The organism is Nocardia sp. NPDC003979 (assembly GCF_053605015.1).
Map to the genome: position 1 here is coordinate 206,012 of NZ_JBSGIJ010000007.1, position 17,608 is coordinate 223,619.

Here is a 17,608-nt window from a genome sequence, read left to right on the forward strand (position 1 = left end):
GAATCACGCGTCGACCGTTGCCTTCTGATCCGGTGTGCTGCCCGCCGCCAGGTAGCGGTCGTTGACACGAGCCGCGCCCCACGCCATCGCCGCGATCAAGGCCAGGCTGCACGCCAGCACCACCAGGCCGGCAAGGCCGATCAACCAGGACGGATGGTCGAAGGACCGCTCGCGCTGCAGCACCGAGATCTCCTCGACGAACGGCCGTGTGAAGCTCGCGGGCGCGGCCACCTCCGCGGCGCCGATGCCGGGATCGAGCGGCATGAAGAGGGGCAGCGCGGATTGCATGCGCCCGTCCTGCAGGCGCAGCACTGTTTTCCAGGTGCCGTGCACGGGCACCGGGCAGGTGGAGACGAAGTGGTCGTCGGCGACGCGACGCAGTTTGTCCACGACCAGGCCGTGGCCGGGACTGTCGTCGCCGGTACCGCCCTGCCAGGCCAGGATCTCCACCCATTCCGGATCGGCGCCGACCAGATCGGTGGGGGCCAGCCGGATGTCGGCGGTGACCATTCGCCCGCCCCGCACGGGCTCGGCGTCGGTGAGCACGACCGTCGCCGACGCGTTCTCCGGCACGCGGATGATCAACCCGTTCGTGGTCGCCGCGGCAGCGATCACCACTGCGCCGACCACCAATCCGCGCCGCACCGCGGGCCTGGGAAGTGGCTCGCCACGCAAGACGGTGCCGAGCATCGCGCCGATCACACCGCCGGCCACACCGACCGGCACCGCCATCGCCAGCAGTTCGGGCCACATCCCGGTGACCCAGGGATTGACGAACATCCGCTCGATCCACAGCGATTCCAGCCAGATGCCAACCGTCGCCACCCCGAGCCCGGCCAGCGCGCCCCACCAGAGCGGTCGGCGGATCAACGGCAGGAGAGCCAGCAGTTCCACCACGACCGCGGCACCGAGGTAGAGCGGAAACACATTGCGCGGCGCCTCGAATCCGGTGCCGACCAGGACCGCCACGACCCAGCGCACGCCGAAGGCGAAGGCCACGAGCAGCAACGTGCTGAGCGGGCCGAGCGTGAGGCGCGCCGAGATCAGGGCGATCGTCGCGGCGAAGACGATCAGCATCGGTTGCAGCACCAGCCGGAACTGCTGCACACCGAAGTCGAATTCGACGCCGAACACCGACAGCCCGATCACCAGGCCGCCGAAAGCGAACGCCTGAACCGCCCACAACACCCGGCCGTCGACGCGCGCGGGGTCGGGCCGGTTGTATCGGCCTTCGAGTTCGAGCAGCAGCACGCCGATCAGCGACAGACCCGCACCACCGATGAGCATCAGGTGGGTCGGCCCCCAGAGCGTGACGTCCTGGCCGAACAGCCGATGCCAGATGTCGTCGAGCGGGAAACCGATCAGCGCGTACAAACCGGCACCGGCGATCAGGATGCCGCCCACGGGGGCGTACCAGTCACGGGTGATCTTCACCGCGGCCCGGCCCGGCTTCTCGTCGAGCGGCAGGATGACAGCAAGCATGCCCGCCATGAAGAGGAAGAACAGGCCGACCAGGATGAAGTAGTGCGCCGGGTTCGCCAGCGGTCCGGCGTCGCGGCCCTTGCCGACGTGCAGGCTCACATCCCAGATGAAGCCGAGAAACGCCGTCAGGATGGTCGCGAGGAACATCGCGATCGGGAGCGCCACCCAGCCGGGCCGGTTCATGATGCGACCGCTGAAGTCGGCCAGCCGTTGCAGCCAGGTGATGCGCCGGGTCCGGTGCAGGTAGGCCACCCACAGCAGCACCGCGCCGATCACCGCGGCCGCACCGGTCATGAGCGCGACCTGATCGAGGGCGGCGCCACCGCCTTCGGTGCCCTGCGCGATCGGCATCGTCGACGGAGCGGATATCGCTGTGGACACGGCAGTCCTCCGATGTGTCGAAGCGCCCGGTCGATGGGGTAACGAACAGTATCCCGAAATCCGCGCGGCGCCGATACCCCACGCGCGCAGGTCGCGGATCCGATCCTGCGCGCGGGGAACGACGCCGTGGGTCAGCGCGTCGCGATGATCGCCGATCCGTGGCCGAAGAGGCCCTGGTTCACGGCGATGCCCGCACGGGCGTTGTCCACCTGGCGGCCCTCGGCCCGACCGCGCAGTTGCCAGGTGAGTTCGCAGATCTGGGCGATGGCCTGAGCGGGGATGGCTTCGCCGAAGCAGGCCAGGCCCCCACTGGGATTCACCGGTACCCGACCGCCCAATGTCGTTGCGCCGCTACGCAGCAGGGTCTCCGCTTCGCCGGTCTCGCAGAGCCCGATGTCCTCGTACCAGTCCAGTTCCAGCGCGGTGGACAGGTCGTAGACCTCCGCGAGGGACAGGTCTTCGGGACCGATACCGGCCTCCTCGTAGGCGGCGTGCGCGATGGCCGACCGGAAGGTGCGCGAGGGCGGCTCGACGGCCACGGCCGAGTCCGTCGAGAAGTCCGGCAGATCGAGCACGGTCTTGGGGAATGTCGGTGTGACCGTCGACAGTGCGGAGATCCGGACCGGATCGGTGATGCCGTGGCGGCGGGCGTAGTCCATCGATGTGAGCACCAGGGCGGCGCCGCCGTCGCTGGTCGCGCAGATGTCGAGCAACCGCAGTGGGTCCGAGACGATCGCCGAGGCGGAGATCTCCTCGACCGAGACCTCCTTGCGGTAGCGGGCGTTCGGGTTGTTCGAGCCGTGCCTGGAGTTCTTCGCCTTGACGGCGGCGAAGTCGTCGAGGGTGGCACCGTGCAGCGCCATCCGGCGGCGGGCGTACAGGGCGAAATAGATGGGGTTGGTTGCACCGAGCAGATGGAAGCGCAACCAGTCCGGGTCGTCGCGGCGTTCACCGCTGACCGGCTGGAAGAACCCCTTCGGGGTGGTGTCCGCGCCGATTACCAGCGCGACCTCGCACAGTCCGGCCAGGATCTGCGCACGCGCGTTGGCGATGGCCTGGGCGCCCGAGGCGCACGCGGCGTAGCTGCTCGAGATCCGCGCACCCGACCAACCGAGCGCCTGCGCGAACGTCGCGCCCGAGACGAAGCCGGGGTAACCGTTGCGGATGGTGTCGGCGCCTGCGATGTAGCCGACGTCGCGGTGGTCCAACCCGGCATCGGCCAGCGCGGCACGCGCCGCCACCAGGCCGTATTCGACGAAATTGCGGCCCCACTTGCCCCACGGGTGCATGCCCGCGCCGAGAACGGCGATGTCGCGATCGTTGGTGTCAGTCATTGACCGGCCTCCACATCCACACCGTGTGCTCGGCGTCGTCGTCCTCGTACAGCGTGCCGACGGTCAATTCGACCGGCATGCCGACGGCCAGGTCGTCCACGGTGAGACCCCGCTCGACCTGCCCGAGAATCACCATCTGCTCGACCTCGAGCTCCACCGCCGCGACGACGTAGGGCACGAACGGATCGGCCGAGACGTAGGGCGCGGGCGGCTTGTACCGAGCGTCGGCGTACGACCAGATCCGCCCGCGCGTGGAGAACAGGTACTCGACGAGCTCGGAGCCGTCGTGGGTACCTGTGCACTGCGGATTGCGGCAGGCGAGCGTGTTCTTCGGGAAGTACGGCGTGCCGCAGTCGTTGCAGCGGGTGCCTTTGAGGCGTACCTGGCCGTCGTCCGCAGTGAACCAGTCAGCCACGGCGGGGCGTTGTTCTTTCTGCACGTGGCCGACGGTATAGGAACACGTTCTATTTTGGGGCGGAATTCCGATCCGGCGCCGCTCGGGCGGAGGTACGGTTGGCGCGTCGAGGATGCGACGACGTCGATCTGGAGTACCGCAACGCGATGGGCACCAAAGCTATTGACCCGCAGTCGATCCGCAACGTCACGATCGTCGGCGATCCCGTCGGAGCAGCCCGGCTGACCCACCGCCTGCGCCGGTGCTTCGGCGACACGGAGAACACCGTCCGCTGGTCGACGGACGGTGGCGAGCACACGATTCGCATCACCGCGCCGTCGAACGAGGCGCTCATCGCCGACCTGGAACGCTCCATCCGTGTCGCCGACGGGCTCGTCGTGGTCGTGAGCGCCGCCGCACACAGCACTCCACGGCTGGAAACCATGTTGCGAGTCGCCGACGACCATCAGGTCGCCCGGCTCTGCCTGGTAACCGAGCTCGACGAACCCACCGCCGACTTCGACCGCGGTGTTCGGACGATCGCCGACACTCGCGGGGCAGCGCCGTTGGCACTACAGGTCCCGGTCGGCGCTGGAGGCGGCTTCGACGGTGTCATCGATCTGGTCTCCTCTGCGGTGCTCGGGACTGTCGGACACCATCGGGAGTCAGCCGGGCGCTGGTGCCGCGCGCTCGTCGAGACGCTCACCGAATCGGACCCCGCGATGTCGGACTTCCTCACTGTCTCAAACCTGCACAACCGCATCCGGCGGAGCACCCGGCGCGGCGACGTCGTTCCCATCCTGTGCGACGCACCCTGCGCCAGCGACGACATCGCCGCACTCCTGGACGCCGTCGTCCGCTACCTGCCGTCACCCATGTACGTCTGCCAGCCCGAACACGTCCTCGACTACTGAACAGCGTGGCCGCGACGTCGGAGGCCGTCGAGCACTCGCTTCGCGCAGTGCGCAGGCCACGCCGGATCGTTTTCCGGCCGACATACGCCTCCCGCCGAGCTCGCGCCGAGGTGAACCGGCGGTTCCCGGACTGTCCGCGAACTCGGGCGCTACTGGCAGTTGCGTTCGTCGCTCCCGTCACCGCAGTCGTCGTCACCGTCGCACAGCCATTGTTTCTGAACGCACCGGTCGTTGTCGCATTTGAATTCTGTCGGTTCACAAGGGAACCGGCCGCTGTGGCACTCGGTGCGGGTATTGCCCGGGCCGAATTCGAAGGACACCAGCGCGTCGGTACCTGCGGTGGATTCTGCTTCGGCTGGGGTGACCACGAGCGCGAGCGATAGGGCGGTGGACCCGAGCATTGTCGCGAGAACGGAAACAGCACGCATGAAAACCCTCCATAGCTAGTGGGGGACACGCTTGCGGAGATGCGGTATTCCAGCAGTGTATGACGCAGACGGGGCAATTCTCGCAAACCGCTCACCCGTACGTAACACCGGTCAGATCCTCCGAGATCTTCCACAGTCGCGAGGCGCTGTCAGCGTCCCGCAGTGGTTTCCACAGCTTCTGCGCTCCGGGCGGGCCGCCGACTCGGCCCGGCCATTGTGGACCGTAGAAACCACCGTCTCTGGACTCAGGAGTGACCGCGGCCATGAGCGCGGGAAGTTTCGCGCTGTCCACGGTTCCCGCGAGGATTCCGTGCGCCGAAAGCCAACGGATGATCCGTACCTGCATGGTGTCGCCGGTCCGTCCGATTTCCGGACGTGCTGCGAGCAGGCTTGTCGGTGCGACACCGGGATGAGAGATATTGCTGGTGATTCCCCAACCTTTCGCGCGGCTGAGGCGACTGAGTTCGAGCCCGAACAGCCCAGAAGCAAGCTTGGATTGTCGGTAGGACCGCATTCCGTCGTATTTCCGTTCCCAGTTCAGGTCTGCCCAGTTGATCTCGGCATTGCGGGCCGCGACGCTCGATTGCGTGGTCACCCGCGCGTGACCGGCGCGTAGGAGTGGCAGGAGGTGGCCGGTGAATGCGAAATGGCCGAGGTGGTTGGTGCCGAACTGCAGCTCGAATCCATCGGTGGTGGCCTGCCGCTCGGGCGGGGTCATGACGCCCGCGTTGTTCACCAGGAGATGGATCGGTGAACCGTCGGCACGCAACTGCTCGCCGAGCGCCGCGATCGACGCCAGCGAAGACAGGTCCAGATCGCGCAGAACAAGTATCGCCTCAGGGTGCTGCTCGCGGATCTTCGCAATGGCCGCTTCGCCTTTGCGGCGATTGCGGACGGGCAGGACGACTTCGGCGCCCGCGCCGGCGAGCATCGTCGCGATACCGAGTCCGATGCCATCGCTTCCTCCCGTCACGACCGCTCGTATACCGGAAAGGTCGGGGATCGCGATGTCGTAGTTTTCGCGCACCATGGGCTACTCCTGATGTCGACCTGCGTTATGCACCGTTTCGGTACCTCAGGACGAGCCTTCCGCTCGCTGGGGAACTTATCCAGGACTCGACGATCAGTGGCTGAGAGACCGCGTCCGGGTGGAGAAGGGGGAGGATGTACAGATGATCGATCGAGCGGGACTCGCGGAGTTCCTCCTTGGCCGACGGCAGGCATTGCAGCCCGAAGATGTCGGTCTCCCGCGTGGCAGTCGTCGTCGAACTCGTGGGTTGCGGCGTGAAGAGGTCGCGACGCTGTGCCACATGTCCCCGGACTATTTCGCGCGTCTCGAAAGAGCAAGCGGCCCGCAGCCTTCCGAGCAGATGATCGCATCCATCGCGCAGGGCCTGCACTTGTCGCGGGACGAGCGCGACCATCTCTTCCGCCTAGCCGGGCACCAGCCGCCGAGCCGAGACGGCGACAGCGAGTTCATCAGTCCGGGCATGATGCGGATCTTCGACAGACTGACCGACGACACTCCGGCCGAGATCGTCACCGAACTCGGTGAAACGTTGCGCCAGACCCCGCTCGGTGTCGCGCTCGTAGGCGACCTGACTCGATACACCGGACCGTCGCGCAGCATCGGATACAGATGGTTCACCGATCCAACGGCCCGTGCCCTATATCCTGCCGAGGACCACGAGTTCTTGTCGAGAATGTATGCCTCGGGTCTTCGGGGAGTGCTCGCCCTTCGCGGGCCGACGTCCAAAGCTGCCCACCTCGCGGAGTTGCTCACCACCGAAAGCGAGCAGTTCCGCACCCTGTGGAAACACCACGAGGTCGGCATCAAACCACGAGCGGTCAAGCGATACCTACACCCGACCGTCGGACCACTGGAACTGAACTGTCAAATCCTTCTGGACCCAGACCAATCGAATCTATTGCTCGTCTACACAGCGGTACCAGGAAGCGAAAGCTACGAGAAACTTCAGCTGCTGTCCGTCATAGGTGCGACCACGCCTCTCGAGGCGCGCTGAATCCGAGATAGCTCCTCCGAACCAGATCTTCGGCGGCGATGGAACCACCACGCCGGGGCACCCCTCGGTGCAGATCAGGAGCCTGGTCCGTCAGCTTCGTCCGCGCGGTGGGAACGTGCGGCCTGCATGTACTCGCGCACGGTCAGGGCTGCTCTCAGTCTCGTGATGAGCTCCGGGCTGCGAGGGTCGAGTCCGGCGAGTCGGTAGATCCGGCGAAGCCGATAGTCGACGGTGTTCTCGTGGATGTGCATCTCGCGTGCGGTGAGCCGACGATGCAGTCCGTTGTTCAGATGGACCCGCAGCGTAGCCACCAGCTCGGGATCCAGCGCAACCGCATCGAGCGCGGCTTCGAGGCGATCGCGGCCGGGGCCGGGGCGAGTCAGCTGATATTCGACCGCGAGATCGTCGAAGTGGTAGAGGCCCGGTCGTTTGCGGAGTCTGCGCACGACGTCGAGCAATTCGTGGCCGATTTCGGTGGCCGCCGGAATGTCGTCACGCGCTGCCTCGATCGCGCTCACGATCAGCGATGTCCGCGTGAGCATGTGCCGAATTGTCTCGGTATCCGGCGTGCCGTGAATCAAGACGGTGCCACCGAGCGTGCTGTGTAGTGCGGAAACGGGTTGTGCGAGAGTATTTTCCAGCATCTCGACGAAATTGCCGGGGGAAAGGGCTCCATGCCCGGACGAGTGGGCGGCCACCGACAAGACGATGTACCGCTCGGTGAGCGGTACTCCGTGTTCACGGGCGACCGCGGATGCGTTTCGCCCGCTCAGCAGGGCACGGGCGACTGACTGCCGACCGTGGTGATCGGAGACGAACCGATCGACCTCGAGATAGACCCGGTAGATCGTCGCGTCGACCGTCTGCATTGCCTCCATGATCTTGGCGACATCGCCGAGGTTCTTTCGGTACGGCGGATTCGAGATGTGGTCGTCGAGGTGAACGCGGAATCCTGTCCGCACGAGCCGGTGGACGGTTTCGATGGGAACACCGGTGGTCGCCCACCGTGCGGCAGCGGGGCGGAGTGCCGCGGGTACATCGTGTTCGCGCGCACCGCTCACCAATTCGAGGCACTGCCTGACAACGGCGTGTATTTCGTCACGCAGGACATCGCCGTGCGCACTGTGCGGGCGAATCGCGTGCAGAACTCCGTCGACGATCCGCTGCGTCGCCCGCGAGATCTGCGCGGGTGGCGCGAGGGGTATGGCACTGGTGTCGAACATGATCATCGTTGGTATAAGCCGCATCTCCGCGAGTAGGGTCACGAAAGTTTGACGTGCACACGACTGCGCCGTCACTCCACTGAGCGACGATAACGAGCGGTAACACGTTGTAGTCGGCGACGTTCGTTGCCTCGTGCGCCGAGATGGCGGCGACGAAATTGGTGCGGACGCCAGGGTTTGGGTGTATTCGACCGGACCTACCACCGTCGGCCTGTCTTCGGAACACAATCGGGGCATGCTCGTCGAAAAGCCTGTTTCCGTGCGACCCGCTCTGACCGCCCGCATGCTCGCTCGATGGCCGCAGATCTCCGAGCGCATGCTCGCGGAAGGTCTCGGTGCGACCACGCCCGCCGACCTACCCGCCGACCACTTCACCGCGGAGGTGCTGCCGACGATCCTGACCTGTGGCCGTGCGGTTTTGGAGGCCCTCGCCGCAGGCCGTGACTTCAGTCAGGCCGAGGTGGCGGTATTCGTCGGACCCGTCGCCGAACGGCACGCCGAGGACCGGCTGCCGCTGCGAATGCTCATCGCCGCGATCCACGCGTCGGCGAAGTCGTTGCTCGCCGAGGCATCGGCGTTGGTCGAACCGGACGAGATGGACCAGTTCCTGGTGGCATTCGGCAGGCTTCTGGATCTGCTCCGCGATATCAATCTGACGGTAGTGGAGGCGTATACCGAGGTCGAGCGGTCGATCTATCACGCCGAGCGGGAGGCGCGTCGCGAACTGTGTTCGGCACTGGTTCGTGGCCTGCCCGCCGAGGAACTCGCGGCACGCGCGGATACTGTTCTCGCCGATCACTACACCGTCTTGGCGATACACCTGAACGAACCGTCGCTGTCCGGCAGCGCCGCGAATCTGGTGGCCCGGCGCAGGATCCGGGTGCTACAGCACGCACTCGACGACATCACCGGTACCACCACCCCCGCCACTTTCGACGGGAAGAGTGGCATCGCGTTGGTGAGCGACAGCTCCGAGACCGGCACCCTCGAAGCCCAGCGGTTCGACCGACTCGCCGCACGACTGTCGGAGCAATTCGGTGTCACCGTGTATCTGGCCGAACTCCCCGCCATCAGCCGTGCGGATATTCCGGCCGCCGCCGAAGACGCCATCGAACTGACCGAATTGGCGCGCCTGCGCGGCAGACCGGGTGGCTGCTACCGGCTCGACGATCTGCTGCTGGAGTATCAGCTCACGCGCCCGGGCCCCGCGCGAGCGAGATTGGCGCAACGCGTGATTCCGTTGTTGGCGAGCCCGCACCTGCTCGACGCGCTGGAAGCCCATCTGCACTACGGTGCCGACCGCAAAACAGCCTCGCGCCGCCTCCACGTCCATCCCAACACCTTCACCTACCGACTGCACCGCATCGCCGAACTCACCGGCCTCGACCCCACCGTCCCCCGGGAATCCCGCATGCTCGCGGCCGCCCTCACCGTGCACCGACTCGACTCGGTCCGACGCGCGGTGTATTGAGCTACTTCCCGCGTACGCCCCTGATCATCGCCACCGTGAGGAGTGCGCGTTCTGCAGCGCTCGCTGGGCGGCGTTCGCGCCACACATGCCGTGGGCGCCCGGGCCCGGTGGCGTCGCCGCCGAGCACAGGTAGTGGCCCGGGACGCCGATGTCGTAGGGCTGGAGGGTCTTTCGCGGGCCGAAGACCAGCTGCGGGATGTCCTTGGCGCCGGTCATGATGTTGCCGCCGACGAAATTCGGGTTGCCCGCGGCGAATTCGGTCGTGCTGTGGACCGACATGCCGATCACCCGGTCGCGGAAGCCGGGGGCGAAGCGTTCGAGCTGGGCGATGATCGCCTCGGTGGCGTCACCGGTGTAGCCGTTGGGCACGTGTGCGTAGGTCCACACGGGGTGGATGTCACCGACCGAGCGGCCGGGGTCGGCCAGATACTGCTGACCGACCAGGACGAAGGGACGCTGGGGCATCCGGCCCGCGTGGATGTCGCGTTCGGCCACGGCGATCTCGGCGAAGTCGCCACCCAGATGCACCGTGCCCGCCCGTCGCGCGGCGGGCGCGGTCCACGGGATACCGCCCTCGGCAGCGAAGTCCACTTTGAAAGCGCCCGGCCCATAACGGAATCGGCGGTAGGCGCGGGCGACACGGGCGGGCAGCCGGTCGCCCAGGATCTCGGCGACCGCGGTCGGCGCGAGATCCCAGATCGTGATATCCGAAGGCGGGAGGTCCGCCGTCGAGCACACCCGGACACCGGTTTCGATCTTGCCGCCGTGGTCACCGAGGACCGCGACCATGGCGTCGGCGATGCGCTGAGAGCCCCCGACCGCCACCGCCCACCCGTATCGGTGGCCCGCGGTAAGGATCCCGAGACCGATACTGGCACTCAGCGGCCGGTGCAGCGGGTGGAAGGCGTGCGCGGCGATACCGCCGAACAGCGCCCGACCCTGCTCGGTGCGGAAGGCCCGTGCCAGGAACGTGGCGGGCAGCGTCGCGGGAATCCCGAAGCGGGCCAGCCGGATCGGATGCCGCGGGATGCGTAGCAGTGGCCGCATGATGTCCGCGCTGGTGTGGTCGTAGCCGGCCACCGGGCCCTCGAACAGCCTCCGCCATAGTTGCTCGTCGGCGCCCAACCCAACGGCAGTGTCGGAGACCGAGCGGTGCAGCACCCCCGCGCTGCCGTCGTCGAGGGGGTGCACGCAGTCCAATTCGGCGTGCGCCCACCGCAATCCGTACCGTTCCACGTCGATGGTACGCAGGAAGGGCGAGCCGACGGCCATCGGATGGATGGCCGAGCAGTGGTCGTGCAGCAGGCCGGGCACGATCGCCTCGTGGGAGCGGGTGCCGCCGCCGACGGTGTCGGCCGCTTCCAGCACTGTCACTTCCAGGCCCGCCCGGGCCAGGGTGATCGCCGCCGCCAGCCCGTTGGGGCCGCTGCCGACCACGGTCGCCGTCTTCATCGACTCGTCCTGTCTGTCTGCGGTTTCCGGGCTATTCGGCGGGCTGGACGGTGGTGTCCGGTCGGTGCGACACGACCGGGGTGTCGACGTCTTCGCGTCGCCAGGTCACCTGATGGGGGATGGGACCACCGGGCAGCCAGGGCAGTGCCTCGACCGCGTCGGCGACCAGCCAGGTGCCCCGCTCGATCACGCCGACGGCAGCGTCGATCACCATGTACTCCTGGGTGGGTTTGTGGACGGGCTGCGATTCGACCCAGACCACGATCCATTCTCCGGGCGCGAACCCGACCCGTTGCTGGATCGCCTCGATCAGGTCGAGATTGTGCAGGTGCCCGTCGCCGAAGTTGAAGCCGATCAGCGAGTTGCAGGCGAACTCGGCTTCGCGCACGGTCCAGCGGTCGATATCGGGAATGTGCTTGTACAGCAAGGAGAACAGGCCGCGGCCCTGACTGTGCATGGAGCGCCAGCCGATGGTCTGCTGCATCGTGATCTCGGCGACGGCAGGCTCGTAACCCATGGCCCGGAGCTGTTCGAGCTGGTTGAGCGTGGGCCGGTGCTCGATGGTGTTCAGCTTCTGCTCCGCTCCGGGCGCGAAGGCCCACAGCGCCGAGGCCCAGTTGCCCGCGTACTGACGCATCGACGGCAGGAACGACACCAGGTCCGGGCGCAGGTTCCCGACGATCGGGAAGAACGCCAGCCCCACGACGATCGCCAGGGTCAGCCACGGCGACGACATGTCGAACACCGCGTATCCTTCGCCGTTCGGGTAGCCGAGGAACAGGAACACCGTCAGATAGGCGAACAGGATGTTCCATTCCAGCGGCACCGCCAGCGGAAAGGTGGAGGTGATGAACAGGTGGAACACGACCATCATCGCCACGCCGGCCAGGGTGAGCCAGTGGTTGGTGGAGAACAGCAGCACGATCGGGGTGACCACCTCGACGGTTGTGCCGCCGACGTGCGCCATGAACGCCGCAAGCCTGGAGGGGCGGATGTCGTGCGGGAAGTCGCGGTAGTGGGCTCGCTTGACCGATCGGAACGGCACGGAAGGGCTGTTGGACACCATCGGCGGCACGACATTGGCGAAGTGCTTGCCGAACTTCGACGCACCGGCACCGACCCACACGATCACGATCAGCAGCTTGGCGGCGATGATCATGTCGGTGAACGGCAGCAGGGCGAAGAACACCAGCGCGGGCAGATATTGCTCACCACGCGCGGCCAGGAAGATCGTCTTGTCCCGCAGCCCGCACAGGATGTACAGCGCGATCGCGACGATGAGCAGCGCGGGGCTGATCAGCCCGGAAGTGTTGTCGGGCAGGCGTTCCAGCAGCGACTGCGATGTACGTCCCGGCGACAGCAGCGCGAGCCCGAGGGTCGCGAGGAAGCCGAGGTACAGCGCGACATCCAGGGGTGTGCGGGTGTTGCCCGCGGTGAACGGCACCCGCCGCCACGGTCGTAGCCGAATGGTCCCCGGCCGGGCGAAGAACAGCACGCCACCGGTCATCGGCTTGAATTTGCCCGCCAGCGGACCCCAGGACCCGGCCACGCCGATCGCCTCGAGCAGGACAGTCCACACCACCAGCTTCTGGTAGACGATCGGCTGATCCCACCAGGCGCCGATGTCCCAGAACGGGCCGGTTCCCGAGGTCAGCGTCGACACCAGGACACCGCCGAACATGTAGAGCACCAGCAGTTTCAGCACATAGACGGTGTGGATCATCTTCGGTGTGCCGAAGCCGTATTCGACCCAGTGCAGGGCCAGGGTGCGCACACGGTCGCGCAGTGGCAGATCGAGAAATGTCTCCGTATCCACCGGGGGAAAATCACCTGTTTTGAACCCCATTGTTCTCATGCCTTTCTTGTCGTGTTCCGGGCGCGCGCGACCGCGACCGGAATTGTCTCGAATTCCGAATTACCTTCCGGTGGAGTGCTTTCAGACGGTCGTCGCGACCGCGCGGAGCCGGTTCTTGTCGATCTTGCCGACGGGATTGCGCGGCAGTTCGGTGGTCAGCACGATCGCCGCGGGCACCTTGAACGCGGCCAGGCGCGCGCGGCAGTGCTCGGTGAGTTCGGCGGCGGTCACGGCGCCGGTGGTCACCACGTGCGCGACCGGCACCTCCCCGAGTACCGGATCGGGCGCTCCGACCACCGCCGCCTCGTGCACGGACGGATGGGTGTAGAGCGCGTTCTCGATCTCCTTCGGGTAGAGGTTCTCCCCACCACGGATGATCATGTCCTTGATCCGGTCGACGAGGACCAGATAGCCGTCGGGGTCGAAATAGCCGATATCACCGGTGTGCAGCCGGCCATCGATCACCGTCTTCGCCGTCTCCTCGGGCTTGCCGAGGTAGCCGCGCATGACATTCGGTCCGCTGATCACCACTTCACCGCGTTCCCCGGCGGGCTGCGCGATGCCGTCGAGGTCGACGACCTGCACAATCTGACCCGGCAGCGGCAGACCGACCGTGCCCGGCTTGCGTTGTCCCGACGCCGGATTCAGTGTCGAGGCGCACGTGCCCTCGGACAGCCCGTAGCCCTCCACGACCGGAACACCGAAGCGGTCCTCGAACCGGGCGACGAGTTCTGCGGGTATGGGTGCCGCGCCGCAGATCGCCAGCCGCAGCGAGGAGGTGTCGGGACACAGCTCGGCGGGCTGGGCAACCAGCATGGCGTAGATGGCGGGCACGCCGGAGAAGTAGGTCGGGCGGACCCGCTCGACCAGGTCGAAGAAGCCGGTCGCGGAGAACTTCCCGGCAATCGTGGTGTGTCCACCGGCCAGCAGCGGCGACAGCACGCTGACCACGATCCCGTTGACGTGGAACAGGGGCAGGATCAGCAGACTGTGGTCGGTGTCGTCCAAGCCGAGCGCGCCGATGACCATCGCGCACATGGCGGCAAGGTTGTCGTGGCCGAGCAGCACACCCTTGGGGCGGCCGGTGGTACCACTGGTGTAGATGATCAGCGCCAGACCGTCGCGAGGGGCCACGGCCGCGACCGGGCCTGCGGAATGCGCCAGTTCGGCCACGTCGAGGGTGGTCCCCGCTCGGCCGGGGTCACCGACGACCACCAGTGCTCGCGAATCGGCGATCTGAAAGCTGATGTCGTCGTCGGTCAGCCCCGGGTTCACCGGTGTCACCGCCGCACCGAGCTGCCAGGCGGCGAACAACACGACCACGAGGTCGACGCGGTTGGGCAGCACCACCGCGACCACGTCACCCGCGCGCACGCCCGCCTGACGCAGCACCGAGGCGGCGCCGTGCACCCGCTCCCGGAACTGCGCGTTCGTCAGCGCGGTGGTGTCGTCGGCCAGGCACGGCGCGTCCGGCGCGGAAACCGCTCGGGTGGTGGGTAATTCGACGATCTGTCGCATGATTCCTCACGAGGCTGATTGTGATCTGAGTTACATCAATCACCGTAGGGACCGGTCTCGGCGGCGGCTACGGGCCGGGAGACCAGCGTTGCGAGTCCCCGTTGTGCCACGGGTACAAACAGCCTGGTGGGCGGGTGCACGCGGGGTAGTGTCGGCGCCCATGGCCCCCGAATACGACGCTCTCGTCCGCGAGGTGGCGGGCCGGATCAAGGCGGATCTGGACCGGCTCACCCCCGCGATGACCACGATGTTCGCCGACACCATCCCGGAGTTCCGTCACGATGACGAGATCCGCGGACTCATGGTCGCCAGTACCGAGTCGAACCTCACCGCCATCATCGACATGCTCACCCTCGGCATCGGGCTCGGCGACATCACCGTGCCGCCCGCCGCCGCCGAGTACGCCCGCCGTTTCGCCCAGCACGATCTGTCGCTGGAGGCGCTGCTGCGGGCCTATCGCCTCGGCGAGCACATGTTCGTGCAGCAAACGATCAGGCTGCTGACCGAGTTGGCGCCGCCCACCGAAGTGGCGCTGGCCGCCGCGGCGCGCATCGCCGAGCTCGTCAACAGCTACATCGACCAGGTCATCGAGGGGCTGATCGATATCTACGGCACGGAGCGACGCCGCTGGGACGCGCGCACCGACGCCGCCCGCGCTGCCCAGGTCCGCGCGGTGCTCGACGCCGAGGAGCTGGATCTGGCCTCCGCGGAGCAGATGCTGTCGGCGTCGCTGCGCGGCTGGCACCAGTTCGTGTTGCTGTGGACACCGCCGGGAACCGCCGACCCGGGGCCTGTGTTGCGAGCCGGCATCCAGGTGCTGGCCGCGGTGTCGGCCCGTTCACCCATGACGGTCGAGATCGACGAGCACACCCGCTGGGTGTGGCTGGCTTCGACCGGCAGGCCCGTGCTGGACACCGCGCGGCTGGCCCGCGAGCTGCGCGCGACACCGATTCTGTCGATGGCCGTGGGGGATCCCGCGACGGGGCTCGCGGGTTTCCGGCAGAGTTTCCACGACGCGCAGCGGGCTCGCTCGGTGGCGGTGGCCGCCCGATCGCGCGGCGTACTCGCCTACGCCGACGTGGCGCTGACCGGGCTGCTCGCCGACGACGTGTCGCGCGTCCAGGCCTGGGCGGGGCGCGTGCTCGGTGGATTGATGGGCACCGACGAGACGGCGGCCAGGCTCCGGGAGACGGTGCGCGTATTCCTCGACGCGCGAGGCAGTTACACCGATGCCGCCGCGCGTCTGCACGTCCACAAGAACACCGTGCACTATCGGGTGCGCAAAGCCGAGGAGGTGCTCGGGCATCCGCTCGCCGAGCACCGACTCGACATCGAGGTGGCGCTGCTGGCCTGTGCGCAGCTGGGGTTACCGAGGGCCTGAGCCGCCGTGGTGGCGGCGTCCGCATACATACCCGATGTGGGGCGGAAACGGCCGTCACCATTTGTTGTGGATTCCTCCGAGGATTGTGCGGCGAGCCAAATGGGAACGTCAAAACCTCGGCCGGACGAATGAGATCCGGGAGTCGTCGTGATCTGATCGAGATGTCCCGAGGATGGGATGTTCACGAGCACAATCGAGGAAGTACATATGAACGCCAAAATCAGCCGCCCGCTCGCCGTTGCCGCGCTCGTCATGTCGGCCGCCGCGCTGAGCGCGGGCACCGCAACCGCCGCCGCGCCCGCACCTGTTTCGGGTTCGGTCGAGGTCTGCCTGCCGCTGCCGCTGGGGCCGCTGGAAGTGAGCTTCTGCCTCTGACCTGCCAGACCGTGCGGCGGGTGTGGGCGAGCGTCGGGGCGCCCGCACCTGCCCGTACCCGGTAACTACGAACTCGGGTGGGAAGGATTCACCATGGCTGTTACGACCTCCGTCGAACCGTTCTTGACCGCCGCGGGCCGCCCGGTCTCGACGCCCCTGAGCGATGTGCGCGCGATCTCGCGACAGATGGTCGTCCATTTCATCGAAAACGTCGTCCCCTGCGGCACACTGCCCGGTGAAGCGCTCGACGGCGATATCACCACCGTCACCAGAATCTGCCTGGAACTCACCCGCAGCATGCTCGACGGCCGAGATCTGCCCGGCCGGGTGGAGCGCGTGCAGGCCGCCGCCGCCGACTGGGCACGCGAGGGCATTCCGATCGACACCATCCACCACGCCGTGTACGAGGGCTTCAAACTCGGCTTCGACCTCATCATCACCAATGTCACCAACCATGATTACGACACCATGGTCGGCGTGGTACGGCGCCTGATGGACGCCCAGGACATGATCACCGCCGCGGTGTCGGCGGCGTATGTGCGGGAACTGCGTGCTGTCGTCAGCGAGCACCATACCGCCGTGCACACGCTCACCTCCGCGCTACTCGGCGGCCAGAACACCGCGACGATGGCCAGGGAATGTGGCATCGAGATCGACACCGAGTATCACGTCATGGCGCTCGAACTTCCACCCCACGCAAAGGAATCCGAGCCGGGGTTGAACGCGAAAGTAGTCGCCCGACGCAAGCTGCGCCGAGTCCAAGCCGAACTCGCCGACCGATGCGACGGCAAGGCGCTCTCGCTGCTCAGCGTGGACGGCGGCACACTGCTGCTGCCTGCCTCCGAGTTCGCCGGAGCAGACCTCGACGACCTGGTGACACGCCTGTCCGCGGCCGCCCAGGTACCGCTCCGTGCGGTCGTGACGACGGCGGCGCCGACGGAGATCCCGCGCGCTGCCGAAGAGGTCCACGAGCTCATCGAAATAGTGCACCGCCTCGGCGGGCCGAGCAAGGTGTACCGCCCGCACGAATTGGCATTCGAATATCAGCTCACCCGTCCGGGGCCCGCCCGTGACTATCTGAGTTCTGTCCTCGATTCCCTCGAACCGCATCCTGAATTGATGCAAACCCTCGAGGTGTATTTGGCGACGAATATGCAACGTGCGCGCACCGCGCGAAAAATGTTCATCCACACAAATACCGTCGATTATCGGCTCAAGCGGATCACCCAGATGACCGGATTCGACCTCAACGACATCACCGGCCTGTGCTATCTCCGCGCGGCCCTGCTGATCCGGGCACACCGCAGCACGAAAACCGCCGAAGTCCCCGGCACACGCGCGAGCTGACACCGTTTCGGATCGGCCGACTATTGGCA

The 17,608-nt window shown here is 66.8% G+C and carries 14 protein-coding genes; 6 read left to right on the top strand and 8 right to left on the bottom strand.

Annotated elements, in window-relative coordinates; all coding sequences use genetic code 11:
• Positions 1-3: 3 nt before the first annotated feature.
• The 3 genes from ACWEVR_RS17710 to ACWEVR_RS17720 form a co-directional block, all read right to left on the bottom strand.
• A complete protein-coding gene (locus tag ACWEVR_RS17710) occupies positions 4-1,833 on the bottom strand; it encodes a hypothetical protein (RefSeq protein WP_452467895.1) in 1,830 nt (609 codons plus the stop codon).
• A 161-nt stretch (positions 1,834-1,994) separates the two neighbouring features.
• On the bottom strand, positions 1,995-3,197 hold the full coding sequence (locus ACWEVR_RS17715; RefSeq protein ID WP_452467793.1) for a lipid-transfer protein: 1,203 nt from the start codon (positions 3,195-3,197) through the stop codon (positions 1,995-1,997).
• Positions 3,190-3,636, bottom strand: a complete 447-nt coding sequence (locus ACWEVR_RS17720; protein WP_452467794.1) for a Zn-ribbon domain-containing OB-fold protein — start codon at positions 3,634-3,636, stop codon at positions 3,190-3,192. The genes ACWEVR_RS17715 and ACWEVR_RS17720 overlap by 8 nt, the downstream gene beginning before the upstream one ends.
• 74 nt (positions 3,637-3,710) lie before the next feature.
• Between ACWEVR_RS17720 and ACWEVR_RS17725 the strand changes: the two genes are divergently transcribed.
• Complete coding sequence (locus tag ACWEVR_RS17725) at positions 3,711-4,505, top strand: GTP-binding protein (protein ID WP_452467795.1); 795 nt, start codon at positions 3,711-3,713, stop codon at positions 4,503-4,505.
• A 519-nt stretch (positions 4,506-5,024) separates the two neighbouring features.
• Here ACWEVR_RS17725 and ACWEVR_RS17730 read toward each other — a convergent pair.
• Entirely contained in the window at positions 5,025-5,963 is a 939-nt protein-coding gene (locus ACWEVR_RS17730; protein WP_452467796.1) for an SDR family oxidoreductase, read from the bottom strand.
• A 142-nt stretch (positions 5,964-6,105) separates the two neighbouring features.
• On the opposite strand from ACWEVR_RS17730, the gene ACWEVR_RS17735 reads away from it, so the two are divergent.
• Positions 6,106-6,957: a helix-turn-helix transcriptional regulator gene (locus tag ACWEVR_RS17735; protein ID WP_452467797.1), complete on the top strand. Its 852-nt coding sequence runs from the start codon at positions 6,106-6,108 to the stop codon at positions 6,955-6,957.
• 74 nt (positions 6,958-7,031) lie between these two features.
• Here ACWEVR_RS17735 and ACWEVR_RS17740 read toward each other — a convergent pair whose 3' ends face one another.
• Positions 7,032-8,180, bottom strand: coding sequence for a PucR family transcriptional regulator (locus ACWEVR_RS17740; protein ID WP_452467798.1), 1,149 nt, complete (start codon positions 8,178-8,180; stop codon positions 7,032-7,034).
• A 235-nt stretch (positions 8,181-8,415) separates the two neighbouring features.
• Between ACWEVR_RS17740 and ACWEVR_RS17745 the strand changes: the two genes are divergently transcribed.
• Positions 8,416-9,651 (top strand): PucR family transcriptional regulator, encoded by a 1,236-nt coding sequence (locus tag ACWEVR_RS17745; RefSeq protein WP_452467799.1) that lies wholly within the window; start codon positions 8,416-8,418, stop codon positions 9,649-9,651.
• Positions 9,652-9,675: 24 nt separating this feature from the next.
• On the opposite strand, the gene ACWEVR_RS17750 is transcribed toward ACWEVR_RS17745, so the two are convergent.
• From ACWEVR_RS17750 to ACWEVR_RS17760, 3 genes are all read right to left on the bottom strand, one after another.
• Complete coding sequence (locus ACWEVR_RS17750; RefSeq protein ID WP_452467801.1) at positions 9,676-11,103, bottom strand: phytoene desaturase family protein; 1,428 nt, start codon at positions 11,101-11,103, stop codon at positions 9,676-9,678.
• A 31-nt stretch (positions 11,104-11,134) separates the two neighbouring features.
• A complete protein-coding gene (locus tag ACWEVR_RS17755) occupies positions 11,135-12,949 on the bottom strand; it encodes a DUF3556 domain-containing protein (RefSeq protein WP_452467802.1) in 1,815 nt (604 codons plus the stop codon).
• A 90-nt stretch (positions 12,950-13,039) separates the two neighbouring features.
• Positions 13,040-14,476, bottom strand: a complete 1,437-nt coding sequence (locus tag ACWEVR_RS17760) for a class I adenylate-forming enzyme family protein (protein ID WP_452467803.1) — start codon at positions 14,474-14,476, stop codon at positions 13,040-13,042.
• Positions 14,477-14,636: 160 nt separating this feature from the next.
• Between ACWEVR_RS17760 and ACWEVR_RS17765 the strand changes: the two genes are divergently transcribed.
• The 3 genes from ACWEVR_RS17765 (at position 14,637) to ACWEVR_RS17775 (ending at position 17,579) form a co-directional block, all read left to right on the top strand.
• The gene (locus ACWEVR_RS17765; RefSeq protein ID WP_452467804.1) at positions 14,637-15,857 is read left to right on the top strand and encodes a PucR family transcriptional regulator; all 1,221 of its coding nucleotides are present in this window, start codon (positions 14,637-14,639) and stop codon (positions 15,855-15,857) included.
• A 207-nt stretch (positions 15,858-16,064) separates the two neighbouring features.
• Positions 16,065-16,232, top strand: coding sequence for a hypothetical protein (locus tag ACWEVR_RS17770; RefSeq protein WP_166655812.1), 168 nt, complete (start codon positions 16,065-16,067; stop codon positions 16,230-16,232).
• A 93-nt stretch (positions 16,233-16,325) separates the two neighbouring features.
• Positions 16,326-17,579, top strand: coding sequence for a PucR family transcriptional regulator (locus tag ACWEVR_RS17775; RefSeq protein ID WP_452467805.1), 1,254 nt, complete (start codon positions 16,326-16,328; stop codon positions 17,577-17,579).
• Positions 17,580-17,608: the final 29 nt, after the last annotated feature.

What these genes read in the sequence shown, in the direction of transcription:
- ACWEVR_RS17740 (WP_452467798.1), bottom strand. Translation starts at nt 8,180, where the DNA reads ATGTTCGACACCAGTGCCATACCCCTCGCGCCACCCGCGCAGATCTCG.
- ACWEVR_RS17730 (WP_452467796.1), bottom strand. Translation starts at nt 5,963, where the DNA reads ATGGTGCGCGAAAACTACGACATCGCGATCCCCGACCTTTCCGGTATA.
- ACWEVR_RS17750 (WP_452467801.1), bottom strand. Translation starts at nt 11,103, where the DNA reads ATGAAGACGGCGACCGTGGTCGGCAGCGGCCCCAACGGGCTGGCGGCG.
- ACWEVR_RS17760 (WP_452467803.1), bottom strand. Translation starts at nt 14,476, where the DNA reads ATGCGACAGATCGTCGAATTACCCACCACCCGAGCGGTTTCCGCGCCG.
- ACWEVR_RS17765 (WP_452467804.1), top strand. Translation starts at nt 14,637, where the DNA reads ATGGCCCCCGAATACGACGCTCTCGTCCGCGAGGTGGCGGGCCGGATC.
- ACWEVR_RS17775 (WP_452467805.1), top strand. Translation starts at nt 16,326, where the DNA reads ATGGCTGTTACGACCTCCGTCGAACCGTTCTTGACCGCCGCGGGCCGC.
- ACWEVR_RS17755 (WP_452467802.1), bottom strand. Translation starts at nt 12,949, where the DNA reads ATGGGGTTCAAAACAGGTGATTTTCCCCCGGTGGATACGGAGACATTT.
- ACWEVR_RS17735 (WP_452467797.1), top strand. Translation starts at nt 6,106, where the DNA reads ATGATCGATCGAGCGGGACTCGCGGAGTTCCTCCTTGGCCGACGGCAG.
- ACWEVR_RS17770 (WP_166655812.1), top strand. Translation starts at nt 16,065, where the DNA reads ATGAACGCCAAAATCAGCCGCCCGCTCGCCGTTGCCGCGCTCGTCATG.
- ACWEVR_RS17745 (WP_452467799.1), top strand. Translation starts at nt 8,416, where the DNA reads ATGCTCGTCGAAAAGCCTGTTTCCGTGCGACCCGCTCTGACCGCCCGC.
- ACWEVR_RS17710 (WP_452467895.1), bottom strand. Translation starts at nt 1,833, where the DNA reads ATGCCGATCGCGCAGGGCACCGAAGGCGGTGGCGCCGCCCTCGATCAG.
- ACWEVR_RS17715 (WP_452467793.1), bottom strand. Translation starts at nt 3,197, where the DNA reads ATGACTGACACCAACGATCGCGACATCGCCGTTCTCGGCGCGGGCATG.